16 protein-coding genes are annotated in these 20,016 nt (G+C 43.5%); 13 read left to right on the forward strand and 3 right to left on the reverse strand.

Going from position 1 to position 20,016, the window contains the following annotated elements:
- Nucleotides 1–51 precede the first annotated feature (51 nt).
- A complete protein-coding gene (locus AC6IZR_RS02620; protein WP_497848735.1) occupies nucleotides 52–678 on the forward strand; it encodes a GNAT family N-acetyltransferase in 627 nt (208 codons plus the stop codon).
- Nucleotides 679–699: 21 nt separating this feature from the next.
- Here the strand turns inward: AC6IZR_RS02620 and queG are convergent, their stop codons facing one another.
- On the reverse strand, nucleotides 700–1,839 hold the full coding sequence (gene queG / locus AC6IZR_RS02625) for a tRNA epoxyqueuosine(34) reductase QueG (protein WP_497848736.1): 1,140 nt from the start codon (nucleotides 1,837–1,839) through the stop codon (nucleotides 700–702).
- Between the two features lie 115 nt (nucleotides 1,840–1,954).
- Between queG and manA the strand changes: the two genes are divergently transcribed.
- From manA to recG, 8 genes are all read left to right on the forward strand, one after another.
- A complete protein-coding gene (gene manA / locus AC6IZR_RS02630) occupies nucleotides 1,955–2,899 on the forward strand; it encodes a mannose-6-phosphate isomerase, class I (protein WP_497848737.1) in 945 nt (314 codons plus the stop codon).
- 125 nt (nucleotides 2,900–3,024) lie between these two features.
- Nucleotides 3,025–3,765: a MerR family transcriptional regulator gene (locus AC6IZR_RS02635; protein WP_347089955.1), complete on the forward strand. Its 741-nt coding sequence runs from the start codon at nucleotides 3,025–3,027 to the stop codon at nucleotides 3,763–3,765.
- 373 nt (nucleotides 3,766–4,138) lie between these two features.
- Complete coding sequence (locus tag AC6IZR_RS02640) at nucleotides 4,139–5,983, forward strand: APC family permease (RefSeq protein ID WP_497848738.1); 1,845 nt, start codon at nucleotides 4,139–4,141, stop codon at nucleotides 5,981–5,983.
- Nucleotides 5,984–6,157: 174 nt separating this feature from the next.
- Entirely contained in the window at nucleotides 6,158–8,677 is a 2,520-nt protein-coding gene (secA, locus tag AC6IZR_RS02645; protein ID WP_414345927.1) for a preprotein translocase subunit SecA, read from the forward strand.
- A gap of 51 nt (nucleotides 8,678–8,728) precedes the next feature.
- Nucleotides 8,729–9,757 carry a 3-deoxy-7-phosphoheptulonate synthase gene (locus tag AC6IZR_RS02650; RefSeq protein ID WP_497848739.1) on the forward strand — a complete coding sequence of 343 codons (1,029 nt, stop codon included), beginning with the start codon at nucleotides 8,729–8,731 and terminating at the stop codon, nucleotides 9,755–9,757.
- A gap of 86 nt (nucleotides 9,758–9,843) precedes the next feature.
- Nucleotides 9,844–10,209: a holo-ACP synthase gene (gene acpS / locus AC6IZR_RS02655; protein WP_003005615.1), complete on the forward strand. Its 366-nt coding sequence runs from the start codon at nucleotides 9,844–9,846 to the stop codon at nucleotides 10,207–10,209.
- The gene (gene alr, locus AC6IZR_RS02660; protein ID WP_497848740.1) at nucleotides 10,196–11,308 is read left to right on the forward strand and encodes an alanine racemase; all 1,113 of its coding nucleotides are present in this window, start codon (nucleotides 10,196–10,198) and stop codon (nucleotides 11,306–11,308) included. The genes acpS and alr overlap by 14 nt, the downstream gene beginning before the upstream one ends.
- Nucleotides 11,309–11,368: 60 nt before the next feature.
- On the forward strand, nucleotides 11,369–13,384 hold the full coding sequence (gene recG / locus AC6IZR_RS02665) for an ATP-dependent DNA helicase RecG (protein WP_497848741.1): 2,016 nt from the start codon (nucleotides 11,369–11,371) through the stop codon (nucleotides 13,382–13,384).
- 614 nt (nucleotides 13,385–13,998) lie between these two features.
- Here recG and AC6IZR_RS02670 read toward each other — a convergent pair.
- Nucleotides 13,999–14,961, reverse strand: a complete 963-nt coding sequence (locus AC6IZR_RS02670) for an asparaginase (protein WP_497848742.1) — start codon at nucleotides 14,959–14,961, stop codon at nucleotides 13,999–14,001.
- Between the two features lie 62 nt (nucleotides 14,962–15,023).
- Between AC6IZR_RS02670 and AC6IZR_RS02675 the strand changes: the two genes are divergently transcribed.
- Nucleotides 15,024–16,424 (forward strand): Cof-type HAD-IIB family hydrolase, encoded by a 1,401-nt coding sequence (locus tag AC6IZR_RS02675; RefSeq protein WP_045759800.1) that lies wholly within the window; start codon nucleotides 15,024–15,026, stop codon nucleotides 16,422–16,424.
- A gap of 36 nt (nucleotides 16,425–16,460) precedes the next feature.
- On the opposite strand, the gene AC6IZR_RS02680 is transcribed toward AC6IZR_RS02675, so the two are convergent.
- Nucleotides 16,461–16,913: a universal stress protein gene (locus AC6IZR_RS02680; protein WP_214260318.1), complete on the reverse strand. Its 453-nt coding sequence runs from the start codon at nucleotides 16,911–16,913 to the stop codon at nucleotides 16,461–16,463.
- Nucleotides 16,914–17,122: 209 nt separating this feature from the next.
- Between AC6IZR_RS02680 and AC6IZR_RS02685 the strand changes: the two genes are divergently transcribed.
- The 3 genes from AC6IZR_RS02685 to AC6IZR_RS02695 all read left to right on the forward strand — a co-directional run bounded on the left by AC6IZR_RS02685 (nucleotide 17,123) and on the right by AC6IZR_RS02695 (nucleotide 19,888).
- Nucleotides 17,123–18,337: a pyridoxal phosphate-dependent aminotransferase gene (locus AC6IZR_RS02685; protein ID WP_049473129.1), complete on the forward strand. Its 1,215-nt coding sequence runs from the start codon at nucleotides 17,123–17,125 to the stop codon at nucleotides 18,335–18,337.
- Nucleotides 18,338–18,527: 190 nt separating this feature from the next.
- Nucleotides 18,528–19,316 (forward strand): GTP-sensing pleiotropic transcriptional regulator CodY, encoded by a 789-nt coding sequence (gene codY / locus AC6IZR_RS02690; protein WP_003018323.1) that lies wholly within the window; start codon nucleotides 18,528–18,530, stop codon nucleotides 19,314–19,316.
- Nucleotides 19,316–19,888, forward strand: coding sequence for a cysteine hydrolase family protein (locus AC6IZR_RS02695; RefSeq protein WP_003018298.1), 573 nt, complete (start codon nucleotides 19,316–19,318; stop codon nucleotides 19,886–19,888). The genes codY and AC6IZR_RS02695 overlap by 1 nt, the downstream gene beginning before the upstream one ends.
- Nucleotides 19,889–20,016: the final 128 nt, after the last annotated feature.

The raw sequence follows: 20,016 nt of genomic DNA on the forward strand, positions 1-20,016 counted from the left end.
AAGAGCGAGGGATAGTGTATACTGGAAAGTGGACTTAGAATAGGAGAGAAGATGAAGTACAGAAAAGCAAAAAAAGCAGATCTGGATCAGGTGGTTCGAGTAGCCAGTACAGCTTTTGAGGACTATCTATTTTTAAAAGTCATCAAGGATTTGGTGCGTGATCCCAAGCAGTATTCTGCCTTTGTTGAGGCAATGATGTGCATCTTGGTGAAGGTTTTTCTCAAGCACCATATTTGCCTTGTGGCAGAAAAAAATGATGAAATTTATGCAGTTGCCTTGTTGCAAAAGGGACCGATTCCTTTTCGGGCCTATCTCTTAAATGGGGGATTCGGTTTGCTCAAGTTTATTTCCTTGAAGAATATGTTGTACTACTTTAAATTTATGGAGGACACGGATAAGGAATTGGAGCAAAATGTAGATTTTGATTGGTATTTGATGCTTCTCGCAGTCGCCCCTAAACACCAACGGCAGGGCTATGGCAGTCGCTTTATGACAGAAGGAATTGAGCCTTTCTTGGAAGAGATCAAAGGTGAAAAACTAGCCTTTTATACCAATACCAAAGGAAATGTCTATTTTTATACAAAAAATGGCTACAAGGAAGTCTATTCAAGTGAGATTTGCTTTAACCAAGTAGAGATGGGTAGTTGGTATTTCTTGAAGGAACTAAAAAAACACTAAGGATACAACCTAAGTGTTTTTTCATTGTAGCTGTGAATCTGCTTGAATGCCGAATTTTTCAAAGAAAGCAGTTCGTTCTTCTATGATAGCATCGGTCGGATGTTTGATATTCCGTAAGAGCTCAACAAGGTCCGGCGTGACTTCACGGAGCAGTTGACCTAAAGACCAGATAGCCGTTGCAATATGAATCTGATTTTGCGAGGTTTCGATGATGTTCAGGAGTTTAGGGATGGCCGAGCGGTCATTGGCATTGGCTAGTGCGATAATAGCATTGCGTTGGAGGATATTCTTACCTCGCCAGCTTCCAGCAATATGCCCGAATTTTTCTTTAAATTGTCCGTTGGACAGTTCTATAAAGGGAATCAACTCTGGATGAGCCAGATCAGGATCGATTTCTGTTGCTAAGGGATTATCTAGCCCTTTGTTATAAGGGCAGCTAATCTGACAGATGTCACATCCATAGATGACCGTTTTAATTTTCTTGCGAAATTCTAGGTCCATCATGCCCTTGTCCTGAGTTTGGAAGGACAAACAGCGTTTGGCATTCATAGAGCCATCCCCGATTAAACAGGAGGTTGGGCATGCATCTAAACAACGTCGACAGTCTCCACAACCATAGTCTACAGGATGATCTGGTTCAATTTCGAGATTGGTAATCAATTCCCCCAAAAACATGTAAGAACCGTATTCTTTTGAAATGACCAAGCCATTTTTTCCGATAAAGCCAATCCCAGCTCGTTGGGCGACAGCCGTATCAACCAGTGCTCCAGTATCGACCATGCCTTTATATTCAAAATCTTGCGTCATTTCTTCAATCCCAGCAGCTAAACGGTTGAGCTTGTCTTGAAGGACATAATGGTAGTCTAATCCCCAGCTGTTGGGAGTGAATTTTCCCCTTTTATAGGCTGTTTTTTGAGGTTGTTGCTTGAGTTTGTGGGGGTAGGCGACAGCGATTGAGATGATGGTCTTGGCGGAGGAGAGACTTAATTTGGGTTGGATGCGCTCTTCAATATTCTTATGCTCGAATCCAGAATTCCGTCCTTCCTCAACGGCCAAGCTGAGCGATTTTTCCAAATAAGCGAAGTCATCAGCAGTTGTAAAGCCAATTTTTGATATCCCAATAGAATGCGCCAGTTGGATAATGTTTTCTTTTAGTGTCATCCCTTTCATTATACACAAAAATGAAGTTTCTGGCGAGAGAGGAAAATAATGGAAAGGGCTTTCAAAAACTTTCTTTTTTTTGTATAATAGAAACATGAAATGCGAGGAGGATATTATGGGACAACCATTATTTTTACATTCAGTCATGCAGGAAAAAATTTGGGGAGGAACTCGTCTGAAAGAAGAATTTGGTTACGAAATTCCGAGCGACCATGTCGGGGAATTTTGGGCGATTTCAGCCCATCCACATGGAGTTTCTAAAGTAGCCAATGGTCCATACGAAGGAATGGGATTGGACCAGCTCTATCAAGAACACCGGGAATTATTCGGTAATCGTAAAGAGCCTGTCTTTCCTTTATTAACAAAGATTTTGGATGCCAACGATTGTCTTAGTGTACAGGTGCACCCAGATGATACCTATGCGATGGAGCATGAAGGAGAACTTGGAAAAACCGAGTGTTGGTATGTGATTGCGGCCGATGAAGGGTCCGAGATTATCTATGGACACAATGCCAAGTCAAAAGAAGAACTCCGTCAGCAAATTGAGGACAAGAACTGGGATGCCTTACTGAGAAAGGTTCCTGTCAAGGCTGGAGATTTCTTCTATGTGCCAAGCGGGACCATGCACGCGATTGGATCTGGAATCTTGATCCTTGAAACCCAACAGTCGAGTGATACCACCTACCGGGTTTATGATTTTGACCGCAAGGATGCTCAAGGAAACTTGCGGGAGCTTCATCTTGAAAAATCAATTGATGTCTTGAACATTGGAGAGCCTGCCAATAGCCATCCAGATACAGTTGTGATCGATGATCTTCGTATGACCACCTTGGTTGCCAGTGATTTCTTCACTGTTTATAAGTGGGAACTGACTGGAAAAGCTGATTTTGAAAAGACCGCTGATTACAGCTTATTGAGCGTCTTAGCCGGAGAAGGGAAATTGACTGTAGATGGAAAGGATTATCCTATTCAAAAAGGAAGCCACTTTATCTTACCGAGCGATGTTGAATCTTGGACTTTGGAAGGGCAAGGTTTAGAATTGATCGTAAGTCATCCATAAAAAGAAAGGGTTTGAGTTAAAAGCTGTGGAATAACTCAAGCCTTTTTATCTGAAAACTTTTTTTATGTTAAGCCTTGACTCTGACCTAAGAGGAGGGATTATACTTTCCTTGTAAGGAGGAAATCATGTACCATATCAAAGAAGCTGCAGAGCTGTCAGGTGTCTCTGTCAAGACCCTGCATCACTACGATAAGATAGGGCTCTTGGTTCCGTTAAAGTCGGAAAACGGCTATCGAATCTATAGTCAAGAGGATTTGGAACGACTTCAGGTCATTCTGTATTATAAATATCTAGGCTTTTCTTTAGAAAAAATAGCAGAGCTGTTAAAGGAAGAACAGACAGATTTGTTGCCCCATTTGACCAGGCAGTTGGACTATCTAATTCGAGAAAGGCAACATCTGGATACCTTGATTGCCACCTTGCAAAAAACCATTCAAGAACAAAAAGGAGAAAGAAAAATGACCATTGAGGAAAAATTCACTGGATTTAGCTATCAAGACAATCAAAAATACCACCAAGAAGCAGTAGAGAAATATGGTCAAGAAGTCATGGACCAGGCTCTCGAGCGCCAAAAGGGGCGTGAAGATGAGGCTACGGAAGTCTTCAACCAAGTTTTTCAAGCTTTGGCTCAAAATCTCAAAGATGGACTACCCGTATCAGCAAATGAAAACCAAGATCAAGCCGCTAAACTTTTAGACGCGATTCGAACGTATGGATTTGACTGCTCTATAGAGGTTTTTGGCCATATCGGCAAAGGCTATGTCTATAATCCAGAATTCAAGGAAAACATCGACAAGTTTGGAGCTGGCACAGCCCAGTACACTTCGGATGTTATTGCCTTTTATGTCGAAAATCAAGCAAAATAAAAAAGTGAGAGTGGGACAGAAATCGGTAATTCGTTAGAATTCGATTTCGTCGTCCCACCTCCGCACAGTTGAGTAGGGCTGTAAAAGCTGATGAAATCAGCGTAGTAGAGCCCACTCAACCACTGTGTCTTGCTCGACAATCCAAAAATAATTGAGAGGCTAGGATTTTTGTCCCAGCCTCGTTTTTTGCTGGATCAATTTGAAAAGAAGCGGACCGATCTAAGAGTGCTTGAATGAATGACCACAATGAAAACTTTATGAAAATTTCATAATTTCGGTTGACAGTCTTGAAAAAAAGGAGTAGAATAACCCCTGTTTTATGAAAAGAGGCAGGGAATTCCCGGCCTCATGATCTTTTTTCAAGGAGTTTTTTATGTTTTCAACATTGAAAAAATGGTTTATTGGCCGTCCGTTGAAATCTGGTGCAGAAGGTGAAGGCGGATTGCTTGGGAAAATGCAGGCCTTGGCCATGCTCTCTAGTGACGCGCTTTCTTCTATCGCCTACGGTCCAGAGCAAGTTATCCTGGTCTTGATGACCGTTTCAGCGGGAGCCATTTGGTGGTCTATTCCGATTGGGATTGTGGTCCTGGTTCTCCTAGCCAGTTTAACGATTTCTTATCGTCAGGTCATTCATGCCTACCCTCAAGGGGGAGGGGCCTACATGGTGACTACGGAGAACTTGTCTCCCAAAGCGGGGTTGATTGCTGGTGGTAGTCTCTTGGTCGACTACATGCTGACAGTAGCAGTATCTGTGTCTTCCGGTGCAGATGCCATTACGTCAGCGATTCCATCTCTTCATCCTTATAATCTTCACATTTCCATTTTATTGGTCTTGATCTTGATGCTGATGAACCTGAGGGGATTGCGCGAATCAGCGACATCGTTGATGATTCCGGTCTATCTTTTCATTGTCAGTACCATTGCCTTGATCGGCTATGGTGTGATCCAAATCTTGACGGGCCATTTGGCCTATAACGCAACTGCTCATGTGGGTCAAACCATTTCAGGGGTTAGTATCATTCTCTTATTGCGGGCCTTTACGAGTGGATCCGCTTCCCTAACAGGGGTTGAAGCCATCTCCAATTCGGTTCCTTTCTTCAAGAAACCAAAAGCAAAGAATGCAGCCTCTACCTTGACCATTATGGCTTTGATTTTGGGGATCATGTTTGCGGGGATTACCTTCCTCAATTACTGGGTGGGTGTCGTTCCAGCTAAAGGGATAACAACTCTAGCCCAAATGGCCCAAGCTATCTTAGGGAATTCCCCAGTCGGTCAAGCCTTCTTTTACGTCTTTCAATTATCAACAGCCTTGATCTTGGCAGTTGCGGCTAATACAGGCTTCTCTGCCTTTCCAATGTTGGCCTTTAACATGGCTAAAAATAAATACATGCCGCACATGTATATGGAAAAAGGGGATCGTCTGGGCTATTCTAATGGGATTTTGACCTTGGCGATTGGTGCCATCGTCTTGCTCTTGATCTTTGATGGACAAACAGAAAGCTTGATTCCGCTTTATACCATTGGGGTCTTCATTCCTTTTGCCCTTTCTCAAACAGGGATGGTGATTCACTGGAAACGCCAATATCAAAAAGGATTTCTTAAGTATTCGCTTGCCAATATCCTGGGGGCAGCCATCTGTTATGGGATTGTCTTGATCCTCTTATTATTCCGTTTGGGTGAGATCTGGCCCTTCTTCCCTATTATTGGTCTCTTGCTTTGGATGTTCTTGAGTATCCGTAATCACTATGATAAAGTTGCGGCCCAATTGCGCTTGGGAGGTCAGATCGAAAAGACAAGTTATGCGGGCAATACCGTGATTGTCCTTGTTGGGAATGTTACTCAGGTAAGTGTGGGAGCTATGAGTTATGCAAATAGCCTAGGAAACGATGTTATAGCTATGCACGTCTCAACGGAAGAAACCAAGGTTAAAGACGCTGAGGTAGCAGAAGAATTTAAGCGTTATTTCCCTCATATTCGCTTTGAAAATGTCATGACGAGTTACCGGGATATTATCCAGCCAACAGTTGAATTTGTCTCAAAAGTAGCTGAGGAGGCCAAGGAAAAAGGCAACACCGTTACAGTCTTAGTCCCTCAATTTATCCCTAAAAAACATTGGCAAAATATTCTCCACAACCAAATGAGTTTGAAATTGAAGTATGCACTTCGTTGGCATGAAGAAGTGGTTGTGGCAAGCTATTCTTACCATTTGTCTGAATAAACACCGTATATAGAAAAGATGTCTGCTTGAGCAGGCATCTTTTTGGATTTTCTCACACGAAAAAAACCACTCGAAAGTCTTGTAAGATACAGCCTTGATCTTGAAAAAATGTTAAAAAAATGCTAGAATAAAAAGAACATTTTAGATTTTGAAAAATTCAAAGTAAGGAAAAAAATGGCAAATTTAGTAAAAACAATTATTGAAAATGATCGAGGCGAAATCAAACGCCTTGAAAAAATGGCTGATAAGGTCTTTTCTTATGAAGACCAAATGGCAGCTTTGACGGATGACGAATTAAAAGCGAAAACAGTTGAGTTTAAGCAACGCTACCAAGATGGTGAGTCTTTGGATGATCTCTTGTACGAGGCTTTTGCAGTTGTTCGTGAAGCTGCAAAACGGGTTCTTGGTTTGTTCCCATACAAGGTTCAGGTCATGGGGGGAATCGTCCTTCACCATGGTGACGTACCAGAGATGCGTACAGGGGAAGGAAAAACCCTGACAGCAACCATGCCGGTATACTTGAATGCCTTGTCTGGCAAAGGGGTGCACGTTGTCACCGTCAATGAATACTTGACTGAGCGGGATGCAACAGAGATGGGAGAACTATACTCATGGCTTGGCCTTTCAGTAGGGATCAACCTTGCAGCAAAATCTCCAGCTGAGAAAAAAGAAGCTTACCTCTGTGATATCACTTACTCAACCAACTCAGAGATTGGTTTTGACTACTTGCGTGACAACATGGTTGTGCGTGCAGAAAACATGGTTCAACGTCCATTGAACTATGCCTTGGTCGATGAGGTAGACTCCATCTTGATTGACGAAGCCCGTACTCCGTTGATCGTTTCTGGTCAGACAGCTTCTGATACGAGCCAGCTCTATCACATGGCGGATGCTTATGTGAAGACCTTGACAGAGGACGATTACATTATCGATGTCCCATCTAAAACCATCGGTTTGTCTGATTCAGGAATCGATAAGGCAGAAAGCTACTTTAATCTTGAAAACTTGTACGATATTGAGAACGTAGCTTTGACTCACTTTATCGACAATGCCCTTCGTGCCAACTACATCATGATTTTGGATATCGACTATGTGGTCAGCGAAGATCAAGAAATCTTGATCGTCGACCAATTTACTGGTCGGACCATGGAAGGACGTCGCTATTCTGATGGACTTCACCAAGCGATTGAAGCCAAAGAAGGTGTTCCAGTTCAAGAAGAAACCAAAACATCTGCGTCGATTACTTACCAAAACCTCTTCCGTATGTACAAGAAGTTGTCAGGGATGACAGGGACAGGGAAAACTGAAGAAGAAGAATTCCGTGAAATTTATAACATTCGCGTGATTCCAATTCCAACCAACCGTCCGATTGCCCGTATTGACCATCCAGACCTTCTCTACCCAAGCTTGAAATCAAAATTCAAGGCAGTTGTGGAAGATGTCAAGTCTCGTCATGAAAAAGGTCAACCAGTCCTAGTCGGTACCGTTGCCGTTGAAACCAGTGATTACCTTTCTCAATTGTTGGTTCAAGCAGGTGTGCCTCACGAAGTTTTGAATGCGAAAAACCACTACAAAGAAGCGCAAATCATCATGAACGCTGGTCAACGTGGTGCTGTTACCATCGCGACCAACATGGCCGGGCGTGGTACCGATATCAAGCTTGGTGAAGGTGTTCGCGAACTCGGTGGACTGTGTGTCATCGGGACAGAACGTCACGAAAGCCGTCGGATTGATAACCAGCTTCGTGGACGTTCAGGACGTCAAGGGGATCCAGGTGAATCTCAATTCTACTTGTCTCTTGAAGATGAATTGATGCGTCGTTTCGGTTCTGAACGGATCAAAGCAGTGCTTGATCGTTTCAAGTTGAGCGAAGAAGAATCGGTGATCCGTTCAAACATGTTCACCCGTCAGGTAGAGGGTGCTCAAAAACGGGTTGAAGGAAACAACTACGACACCCGTAAACAAGTCCTTCAATACGATGACGTGATGCGGGAACAACGGGAAATTATCTACGCTGAACGCTATGATGTCATCACAGCTAACCGTGACTTGGCACCTGAAATCAAGGCCATGATCAAACGGACCATCAAACGGATTGTTGAAGGAGCCAGCCACTCAAGTAAGGAAGAACGCGTTGAAGCGATTCTGAACTTTGCCAAATACAATTTGGTTCCGGAAGATACCATTTCTGCAAGCGATATTGAAGGAAAATCTGACAAGGAAGTTATCGATTACTTGTATGCACGTGCAGAAGAAATCTATGCTAGCCAAGTAGCGAAATTGCGTGACGAAGAGTCTGTGCAAGAATTCCAAAAAGTCTTGATCCTTCGTGTGGTGGACAGCAAGTGGACGGACCATATCGATGCTTTGGATCAATTGCGAAATGCGGTTGGACTCCGTGGGTATGCGCAAAATAACCCAGTGGTAGAATACCAATCAGAAAGTTTCCGTATGTTTAACGATATGATTGGATCGATTGAATTTGATGTGACTCGTCTCATGATGAAAGCCCAAATTCACGAACAAGAACGTCCACGTACGGAACACAGTATTTCAACAACTGCGACTCGCAACATTGCAGCGCAACAACAAGATATTCCAGCAGATATTGACTTGTCACAAGTGAAACGCAACGATTTGTGCCCTTGTGGTTCAGGTAAGAAATTCAAAAACTGTCACGGACGTAAATTTTAAGAGCTCCTCTGAATAGAAAGAGGATGGGTCTAGCTAGCATAAGGAGGCCGTATGGTATTCGTTACGAAGAGCAATAAGATTGATGAGCAAGAGATTACTTCGCTTTACCGCTTGGAAGGTTCAGCCTTGGAGCGCAAAGAAGCGCGTGACCGTGAATTGGCAGCGATTATCAAAGGGGAAGACAAACGAATTCTTCTTGTGATTGGACCTTGCTCTTCTGATAATGAAGAAGCTGTGATGGAGTATGCTCGTCGTTTGGCAGACTTGCAAGAGAAAGTCAAAGATCAGATTTTCATTGTGATGCGGGTCTATACGGCTAAGCCTCGGACCAACGGGGATGGCTATAAAGGCTTGATGCACCAACCAGATACACATGCAGCACCAAGCTTTGTGGACGGTTTGAAAGCGGTCCGACATCTCCACTACCGTGTGATTACAGAAACTGGTTTGACAACTGCGGATGAGTTGCTTTATCCAGCAAGTCTTCCGTATGTTGAGGATTTGATTTCTTATCATGCCATTGGAGCGCGTTCAGTTGAAGACCAGGAGCACCGCTTTGTATCTAGTGGGATCTCTGCTCCGACAGGCATGAAGAATCCAACCTCTGGAAATCTGTCTGTTATGTTCAATGCGATTTATGCAGCCCAACATCCCCAAAACTTTTTGTTCAATGCCCAAGCAGTGGAAACATCAGGAAATCCTTTAGCTCATGCGATCCTTCGTGGAGGATTGGATGCGAGTGGTAAGAATGTTCCAAACTACCATTATGAAGATTTGCTAGCGGCAGCAAAACGCTATAGCGAAATGGGCTTGCAACATCCCTTCATCCTGGTGGATACCAACCATGACAATTCTGGCAAACAATTCGAAGAGCAAGTACGCATCGTGAGAGAAACCATGATGAACCGTGCTTGGAACAAGGATTTGGCAACTTTAGTTCGTGGTTTCATGATTGAATCCTATCTAGAAGATGGCCGTCAAAATGAACCAGTGGTTTATGGTCAATCCATCACAGATCCTTGCCTGGGTTGGGAAAAAACACAGGCCTTGGTCAAAGAAATTGCAACGATGAATAAGTAAAAGGCAGGGGCGGAAGGAGTGATTCTTTAGCCCCTTCTCTTTTGTCAGTAAAACGATACTGAAACGATAAATAAGGATAAAACAAGATGATCAAAGGACATGGCATCGATATCGAATCGATCGCTGCGATTGAAAAAGCCTATCAGAAGAATACTCGATTCGCTGAAAAAGTCTTAACCGAGGCTGAGCGAGAGCGTTTTGAGGAATTGTCTGGAAAACGGAAGATGGAATATTTAACGGGCCGATGGTCCGCCAAAGAAGCCTTTTCAAAGGCAATGGGAACAGGGATTGGACCAGTTGGTTTTCAAGATTTAGAAATTTTAAATGATGCCCACGGAGCTCCCTATTTTTCCAAGTCTCCTTTTTCTGGGAAGGTATGGATTTCGATCAGTCACAAGGGAGACCTAGTGTCGACCAGTGTCATTTTGGAGGAAGAAAATGAAAGCAAGTAAACATAGACCAACTGTTGCAAGAGTCGATTTGGATGCCATTGCCTTTAATGTGCAACAAGTTAGTGAGCATATTCCGAGTCAAGCCTTGAAATATGCAGTCGTCAAGGCCAACGCCTATGGTCATGGGGTTGTTGCGGTGACCAAAAAATTGGCACCTCAGGTAGATGGTTTTTGTGTTTCCAATATGGATGAAGCCCTTGAAATTCGTGAAGAAGGCTTGCAACACCCTATTTTAATTTTGGGAGTTGTGCCAAGTGAAACAGTGAATCTAGCCAAAGTGCATGACATCCGCTTAACAGTGGCGAGTCTTGCTTGGTTGGACCAATTGCTTGGACAAGAAGCAGATCTTTCAGGATTGAAGGTCCATATCAAGGTGGATTCTGGAATGGGGCGGATTGGATTTCGTAGAATCGAAGAGATCAAAGAAGCTGAACGCCTTCTCTTAGCAGCTGGAGCTGAAATTGAAGGAATCTTTACTCATTTTGCGACAGCAGATGAGGCAGATGATCGAAAATTCCAAGCGCAATACCAGTTTTTCAAAGAAGTATTGGCTGCCCTTGAAACCCTTCCTCCCATTGTCCATGCGAGTAATTCTGCCACCTCTTTGTGGCATGCGGATACGATTTTCACAGCTGTGCGCTTGGGAGATGTCATGTATGGTTTGAATCCGAGTGGTTCTGTGCTAGCCTTGCCTTATGAAATCAAGCCAGCTTTGAGTTTGGTGAGCGAATTAGTTCATGTGAAACAGTTAGAAGCTGGTCAAGATATTGGCTATGGGGCAACCTATACGACAGAAGAACCCCAATGGATCGGGACGATTCCTATTGGCTATGCGGATGGCTGGATCCGAGAGATGCAAAATTTCCATGTACTGATCAAGGGTGAGTTTTGTCCCATTGTTGGTCGAGTTTCGATGGACCAGGTAACGGTTCGCCTTCCTGAAGAATTTCCTCTGGGGACCAAGGTTACCCTGATTGGACGAGAGGGCGAGAAAGAAATCACTGCAACAGAGGTTGCAGATTACCGTGGTACCATTAATTATGAAGTGGTCTGTCTCTTGAGTGATCGGATTCCTCGTGACTATACAGGTGAAGAATAAGAAGAAGCAGGTGGGATTTTCCCGGATGGACCTGCTTTTTTATAAAAGAAAGGAGGAGAAATGAATCTACACCAACCCTTATCCGTACTGCCTGGAGTCGGTCCAAAATCGGCGGAAAAATTTAAAAAGTTAGGGATTGAAACCTTAGAAGATCTACTCTTGTATTTCCCCTTTCGTTATGAAGACTTCAAAACGCGCAATGTTTTAGAGTTGGAAAATGGGGAAAAAGCCGTCATCTCTGGAGTGGTAGCAACACCAGCCAATGTCCAATATTATGGCTACAAACGAAATCGCTTGCGTTTTTCGATCAAACAGGGAGACCAGGTCATTGCGGTTAATTTTTTCAACCAACCCTATCTAGCAGACAAAATTGAGGTTCAGCAGACAGTGGCGATTTTTGGGAAATGGGACAAGACCAAAGGCAGTTTGACAGGAATGAAGCTCCTGGCTCAAGTGGAAGATGATTTGCAGCCGGTCTATCGAGTGACGCAAGGAGTCAGCCAAAACAGCCTGGTGAAATTGATCAAAATAGCATTCGACCAGGGCTTGGACCAGCTTTTAGAAGAGAATGTACCCCAAATCTTACGAGATCGTTATCAACTCATGTCTCGTTCCCAAGCAGTGCAAGCTATGCATTTTCCTAAGGATCTAGTAGAGTACAAGCAAGCTCTTCGCCGGGTAAAATTTGAAGAGCTCCTCTTTTTCCAGCTTCAACTCCAAGTGCTAAAAGAAGAAAACCACGATGCCAGCCAAGGGATTTCCTTGGCCTGGGATCCAGAAAAATTAGCAGAACGAAAAAAGCAGCTTCCTTTTGAGCTAACGCAAGCTCAAGAAAACAGCTTGAATGAAATCTTGACAGATATGGCTTCTCCTTATCATATGAACCGCTTGCTTCAAGGGGATGTAGGAAGCGGGAAGACAGTCGTGGCCGGTCTTGCCATGTATGCAGCCTTAAGCGCTGGGAAGCAAGCAGCCTTGATGGTTCCAACGGAGATTTTGGCAGAGCAACACAAGGAAAGCTTGCAAAATCTTTTTCCAGATTTGCCAATTGCTCTTCTAACAGGAGGATTAAAGGCGGCTGAGAAACGAGAAGTCTTAGAAGAGATCGCATCAGGAACAGCTCAACTGATTGTGGGGACACATGCCTTGATTCAAGAGGGAGTTCACTACCAAGATCTAGGCTTGGTCATTATTGATGAGCAGCACCGTTTTGGGGTTTCCCAACGTCGTATTCTTCGAGAAAAAGGACAAAATCCAGACGTTCTGATGATGACGGCTACCCCTATTCCCCGGACCTTGGCTATTACAGCCTTTGGAGATATGGATGTGTCCATCATTGATCAGATGCCAGCTGGACGCAAGGAAATCATCACACGTTGGGTCAAGCATGAGCAGTTAGAAGTGGTCCTCGACTGGTTAGTCAAAGAACTTGGCAAAGGTTCTCAAGCCTACTTTATTTCTCCATTGATTGAGGAGTCAGAGGCGCTAGATTTGAAAAATGCCCTTGCCCTCCAAGAAGAGCTAGAGACCTTCTTTGGACAGCGAGCACGCGTTTCTCTTCTTCACGGGAAGATGAAAAGTGAAGAAAAAGATGCCATCATGCAGGCCTTTAAAGAGCACCAAGTCGATGTTTTGGTGTCTACGACCGTTATTGAAGTAGGAGTCAATGTGCCCAATGCGACCGTTATGGTCATTATGGATGCAGATCGGTTTGGTCTTAGCCAACTTCACCAGCTTCGAGGTCGGGTTGGGCGGGGAAACAAGCAATCCTATGCTATTCTAGTAGCCAATCCTAAGACAGATAGTGGCAAGCAGCGCATGAAAATCATGACAGAGACGACCAATGGCTTTGTGCTGGCGGAAGAAGATTTGAAAATGCGGGGTTCAGGTGAAATCTTTGGAACCCGCCAATCTGGGATCCCAGAATTTCAAGTGGCGGATTTGGTAGAAGATTATCCCATTCTGGAAGAAGCAAGGAAAGTTGCCAGCCAGATCGTAGCCACGCCAGATTGGCGCGAACACCCCGATTGGCATTTGCTCTCACTTCATTTAGAAAAGAAAGAACATTTAGATTAGAGCATAAAAAGGGAGTAGAGTGGAAATTCTTTGGATTCCACTCTACTCCCTTTAAGATGGCATTTTACGGGCTTTGTATCTTGTTGAACTGCGACAGGACGAAGGTGGATCGATACCATCCGCCTGAGGAGTTAGTGAGTCGTGTAGGCAAGGCACCATAGTGCTTGCCGTTACACGAATTGAACACGCCCTAAATGCTGTGTGAAAAAACGCAAACTATACTAGTATTAAATCCAAGACACAGTAGCTGATTGGACTCTTCTCTCGCTTTATGAGCTCGGAAGAATCTTAATCAGCCTTGTGGGGGTAGGACGACGAAGCGTCCGCCAAAGTATCGCTTCTGTCCTACTCCCTATTTTCACTTGGCATTTTACGGGCTTTGTATCTTATTAACTGAACACGGGCTGCGGATTTTGTCAAAAAGATGAATCCTCCTAGAATCTAATGATTCTGCGTCGAATTCCCTATTTTGGCTGTATCCGCTACGCCCTTTGTATCTTATTAATTGAACACGCCCTAAATGCTGTGTGAAAAAGATAAATTCTCTTGTGAGCTTCGCTCTCGGCGACAATTTCCTATTTTCACTTGGCATTTTACGGGCTTTGTATCTTAGTTTACCCTTCGATATAGTCTTTGAGTTCTTGTCCTTTCAGGCCTGCATTAAGGGCAATGAGGAGTTTGATGCGCGCTTTGGGGGCATTTAATTCTTTGATGAAAAAGACACCTGCTTGATGGAGTTGGACGCCTCCTCCTTCATATGCGTAGACGGGTTCAGCGATTCCGTTGAAGCAACGGGATACTAAAGCGATTGGAAGGCCTGCATCTATAAACTCTTGGAGTTTATGTGCCGTTTCTTTAGGGATGTTTCCTGCTCCAAAGGCTTCGATAATGAGGCCATCAAGCATTGAAAGATCCAGCATGTCCAGCAGATCGGTTTTCATCCCTGCATAGGTAGTGATGATCGGAACGAACCCATCGATGGTATCGAGATCAAAGCGCACCCTTGGCTCGGCTGTTTTAAAGAAGAGGATTTCCTTTTTCATGACCAAACCTAGTGGGCCGTGGGTTGGTGTCTGAAAGGTGCTGACATTGGTGGTGTGGGTTTTGGTGACGTACTTAGCCGCATGAATTTCATCGTTCATGACGACTAAGACCCCTTTATCACGTGCTTTTGGATCGGCAGCCACTCGAAGGGCTGTCAGAAAATTATAGACGCCATCGCTTCCTAGCTCATTGGAGCTTCGCATAGCTCCTGTAATGACCACAGCGATCTCTGGTAACTCCATGGTATCCAAGAAATAAGCTGTTTCTTCCAGCGTATCTGTTCCGTGGGTAATAACGATGCCGTCGTAGTTGTGAGCTTCCTCTTTGATTTTTTGATATAGAGCTAACATGTGACGAGGAGTCATTTGAGGGCTGGGAAGGTTGAAGAAGTCCTCTGAGGTGACTGCAATTCCTTCAATTGGTGAAGTAACTTGGGTCATGGGATTGACTTCATTGGTAATCACTGCCCCAGAGTCATCTGCCGCCATCGAAATGGTCCCTCCGGTATGTAGTGCTAAAATTTTCTTAAACATGTGAAGCTCCTTGAAATATGTGATATAATTTATTTTATCATAAAAAGAAAGAAACAGTAGACATGGAAATAAAAGCAGTCTTTTTTGATATCGATGGAACCTTGGTGAATGATAGTCGAGCGGTCCTCAAATCAACAGAAAAAGCCATTCAGTCTTTAAAGGAAGAAGGGATCTATGTAGGTCTTGCGACAGGTCGGGGACCGGCCTTTGTCAAACCGTTTATGGAACGCTATGGTTTTGATTTTGCAGTGACCTATAATGGTCAGTATATTTTGACCAAGGACCGCGTACTGTTTACCAGCCCAATCGATAAAAAGAGTCTGCACCAACTAATTGACTATGCTCGAGAACACCGCAAGGAAATTGCTCTCGGTACCAAGGATGGGGTATTTGGTTCTCGAATCATGAGTTTTGGGATGAGTCCTATTTCAACCTGGTCTAGTCGGTTTGTTCCCCGCAAAATGGCCCGTACCGTCAGTCGAGGATTTAACAAAGTGGTCAGCAAGGTCGTCCCACAAGATCAGGACACCCTCTATGCACTAGCGCAAGAACCAATCTACCAAGTGTTGATTTTATCGAGTCCAGAAGAGACTGCAAAAATTGAAAAAGAGTTTCCGGATCTGAAATTCACACGGTCTAGTCCTTTTGCAGCAGATGTCCTCAACCCAGGAATTTCCAAGTTAGAAGGGATCCGCATCGTTGGTCAGGAATTCGGCTTTGACATCGATGAAGTGATGGCTTTTGGAGATTCGGATAATGACTTAGAGATGCTGTCAGGTGTTGGTTTGTCCATTGCGATGGGAAATGGGACGACCAGTGTCAAGGCGATTGCCAAGCATACAACGACCAGTAATGGCAAGGATGGCATCCAAAAGGCCCTGCAACACTTTGGTATTCTCTCAGAGAAAGAACTCTTTCTTTCTAAGGATGATCACTTCAATAAGGTCAAAACCTTCCATGGTGTGATGGATGGAGAAACCCAGGAGAAACCTGTTGTCTGGCAGCCTCAAGACGCCCTTTATCGAACCATGTTCAAGCAAGAGGAGTTGGTAGAATTTGTCCGAGCAGCTAGCACAAGTGAGGAAGAATTTGACCGCTCGGTAGCCGCTCTTCACGAAGCCTTGGATAAGGCTGCAGATAAAGTTCGTGGCAAGCATCCAGCTGAGATCTCCATGGTAGGGCAGGTTGATGCCTTAATTGATACCCTCTATCTGACTTATGGTAGCTTTGTACTAATGGGGGTCGATCCTGAAGAGGTCTTTGAGATTGTTCACCGGGCCAATATGGGCAAGATTTTCCCAGATGGAAAGGCGCACTTTGATCCAGTAACCCACAAAATTCTGAAGCCAGATGATTGGGAAGAAAAATACGCCCCAGAACCAGCCATCAAAAAAGAACTCGATCGCCAGCTCAAGGCCTACGAAAAACATGCAAAACAAAAAGAAGCAAAAAAAGACAACTAAAAAAGTTTGGAACCTTTGTTCCAAACTTTTTCTTTCTTACATGGTTTTATCCTTATCACGTACCACTAGTAAGTCTACTTTGGCGTGGCGAAGGATATATTCTGAGGAGGATCCGACCATTAACCGTTCGAAGGCATTAAGTCCGGTAGCCCCGACCATAATGAGGTCAACCCCTTCTTTACTTGGGATATCATTAGCTAAGAGGACCTTTGGATTTCCCATTTCTACAACAGTCGCAACATTTTGAACCCCGACTTTTTCAGCACGTTCCTTGTAGCCCTTGAGCAATTCATTGGCTTCGTCTTGCAATTCTTCATAGACCTCAGCATCAAAAGTTGAGACGCTTTGAAGGGCACGGGTATCGATGACGTGGGCAATAGTCAATTTAGAGCCGTTGCGAAGAGAAACGTTAACCCCTTTTTCAAAGGCTAATTCTGCTTCATGAGAACCGTCGACAGCGACCATAATGTTTTCGTATTTTTGAGACATAATCCTACCTCCTTATAGCTTGAAAATATGGATAGAATAGAAGGGAATCCTATTCCTTATACACTTATATTTTATCCCTTTTAGGCTAGAATGTAAAGGTAAAGTCTCGCTTTTTCTAGTATATTTTTGCTGAATTTTTAAAGTCCTCGGTTTGTACTCTATTTGAACTAGTGGTATAATAGAGATAATTTCGTGAATCGAGGCAGAATATGAAGGAATATAATAAATCAAGCAAACTCGAACATGTCGCTTACGATATTCGTGGTCCAGTCTTGGAAGAAGCGATGCGCATGCGAGCAAATGGAGAAAAAATTCTACGTTTGAATACAGGGAATCCTGCTGAATTTGGCTTTACAGCTCCAGATGAAGTTATCCATGATTTGATCATGAATGCGCGTGATAGTGAAGGTTATTCAGATTCAAAAGGGATTTTTTCAGCCCGCAAGGCCATCATGCAGTACTGCCAGTTGAAAAAAATTCCAAATGTGGATATTGATGATATTTACCTCGGGAATGGAGTGAGTGAGCTGATCGTCATGTCCATGCAAGGACTTTTGGACAATGGGGATGAGGTCTTGGTTCCCATGCCGGACTATCCTCTTTGGACAGCAGCCGTCAGCCTAGCTGGTGGGAATGCTGTTCACTATCTTTGTGATGAAGAAGCAAACTGGTATCCAGATATTGAAGATATCAAGTCGAAAATCACCTCAAACACCAAGGCTATCGTTGTCATCAACCCGAATAACCCAACAGGTGCCCTCTATCCAGATGAGATCCTGCTTGAGATTGTAGAGATCGCTCGCCAAAATAATTTGATCATCTTTGCGGATGAAATTTACGATCGCTTGGTCATGGATGGTGAAAAACACACGGCTATTGCAAGTTTAGCGCCGGATCTCTTCTGTGTGAGTATGAATGGCTTGTCAAAATCTCACCGGATTGCCGGTTTCCGTGTTGGTTGGATGGTTCTATCTGGTCCCAAGCATCATGTGAAGGGCTATATCGAAGGCTTGAATATGTTGTCCAATATGCGTCTTTGTTCAAATGTCTTGGCTCAACAAGTTGTGCAAACCTCTCTTGGAGGCTATCAATCCGTGGATGAACTCTTGCTTCCAGGTGGTCGAATCTACGAACAACGCAACTTTATTTACAAAGCTATCAATGATATTCCAGGCCTCTCAGCTGTTAAGCCCAAAGCTGGTCTCTATATCTTCCCTAAGATTGATCGGGACATGTACCGCGTAGATGATGACGAGCAATTTGTTTTAGAGTTCTTGAAGCAAGAAAAAATTCTCTTGGTTCATGGCCGTGGCTTTAATTGGAAGGACCCAGATCACTTCCGGATCGTTTACCTCCCACGTGTGGATGAATTGGCTCAAATTCAAGAAAAAATGACTCGTTTCTTGAAACAATACAAACGCTAATTATCATGAAGGATTGAAGATGAAGGTCTTCAATCTTTTTTTTTGATTCATTCTATAAATTCCATGCCATCGAATCGACATTTTTCTGAATTGCGCATAATTGTAGGAAAAATAAATAATTTTCAGATAATTTGATTGAAATTCCCACACTTATATGATATACTTTAGCTGACTATATGCGAGGTTTATTATGGCAAACTTATTAGAAAAGACACGTAAAATTACATCCATCTTGAAACGGACTGATGAGCAGTTGCAAGTCGAGATGCCTTACAATGATATTGCCCAACAATTGGCGGATATTATCAATTGTAATGCTTGTATTATTAATAGCAAGGGAACCCTTCTTGGTTATTTCATGCGTTACAAGACTAACAATGACCGAGTAGAAGCTTTCTTTCAAAATAAAAAATTACCAGAAGATTATGCCAAGGCAGCAAGCTTAGTTTATGATACAGAAGCAAACCTTCCCATCGAGCATGATTTGACAGTCTTTCCAGTAGAGACCAAGTCTGAATTTCCTGATGGCTTGACCACCATTGCGCCCATTCATGTTTCTGGGATTCGTTTGGGGTCTTTGATCATTTGGCGGAATGATAAAGAGTTTGACGACGATGATTTGATCTTGGTTGAGATTGCTAGTACCGTGGTAGGAATTCAAATGTTGAACTACCAACGCGAGGAAGATGAGAAGAATATTCGTCGCCGGACAGCAGTGAATATGGCCGTCAATACCTTATCTTACTCTGAATTGCGGGCCGTATCTGCTATCCTTAGTGAATTGAAAGGAAACGAGGGGCAGTTGACCGCTTCTATCATCGCGGATCGTATTGGGATTACCCGCTCTGTGATTGTCAATGCACTTCGGAAATTGGAGTCAGCTGGCATTATTGAAAGCCGTTCTCTTGGAATGAAGGGAACCTATCTCAAAGTGTTGATTCCAGATATCTTTGAAGAAATTAAGAAAAGAGATTACTAATGACCAAAGCCTTGATTTCAATTGACTACACTGTCGATTTCGTAGCAGATGATGGTAAGCTTACGGCAGGTGCTCCTGCACAAGCCATTTCCGAGACCATTGCTCAGGTGACCCAATTGGCCTTTGACCAAGGAGCCTATATCTTTTTTGCCATTGATGCGCATGATGTAGAGGATCCTTTTCATCCTGAAAGCAAGCTCTTCCCACCTCATAATATCATTGGGACCAGCGGACGTGATTTGTACGGCCCTTTGGCAGATTTTTATCGGGAGCACAAAGCGGATCCACGCGTCTTTTGGATGGACAAACGTCATTATTCTGCTTTTTCAGGAACGGACCTAGATATCCGCCTTCGAGAACGTCATGTAGATACCGTTATTTTGACAGGTGTCTTGACTGATATCTGTGTCCTCCATACAGCGGTTGATGCCTACAACCTCGGCTATCAGATTGAAGTCGTGGAACCTGCAGTGGCATCGCTTACTCCTGAAAATCATCAATTTGCCTTGAATCATTTCAAGCATGTCTTAGGGGCAAGCTTGGTAGATAAAACTTTAAGTGAAAATAAATAAAGAGTATGAAATTAGTTGAGTGTAGTTCTCAATTAGTCTCATCTCTTTTTCTTATTTTAATGCAACATGAAAAGCTAAAATTATGATAAAATAGAAGGTATTGGAAATCATCATTTCACGAAAGGAAG

The sequence above is a fragment of the Streptococcus mobilis genome (assembly GCF_059727625.1).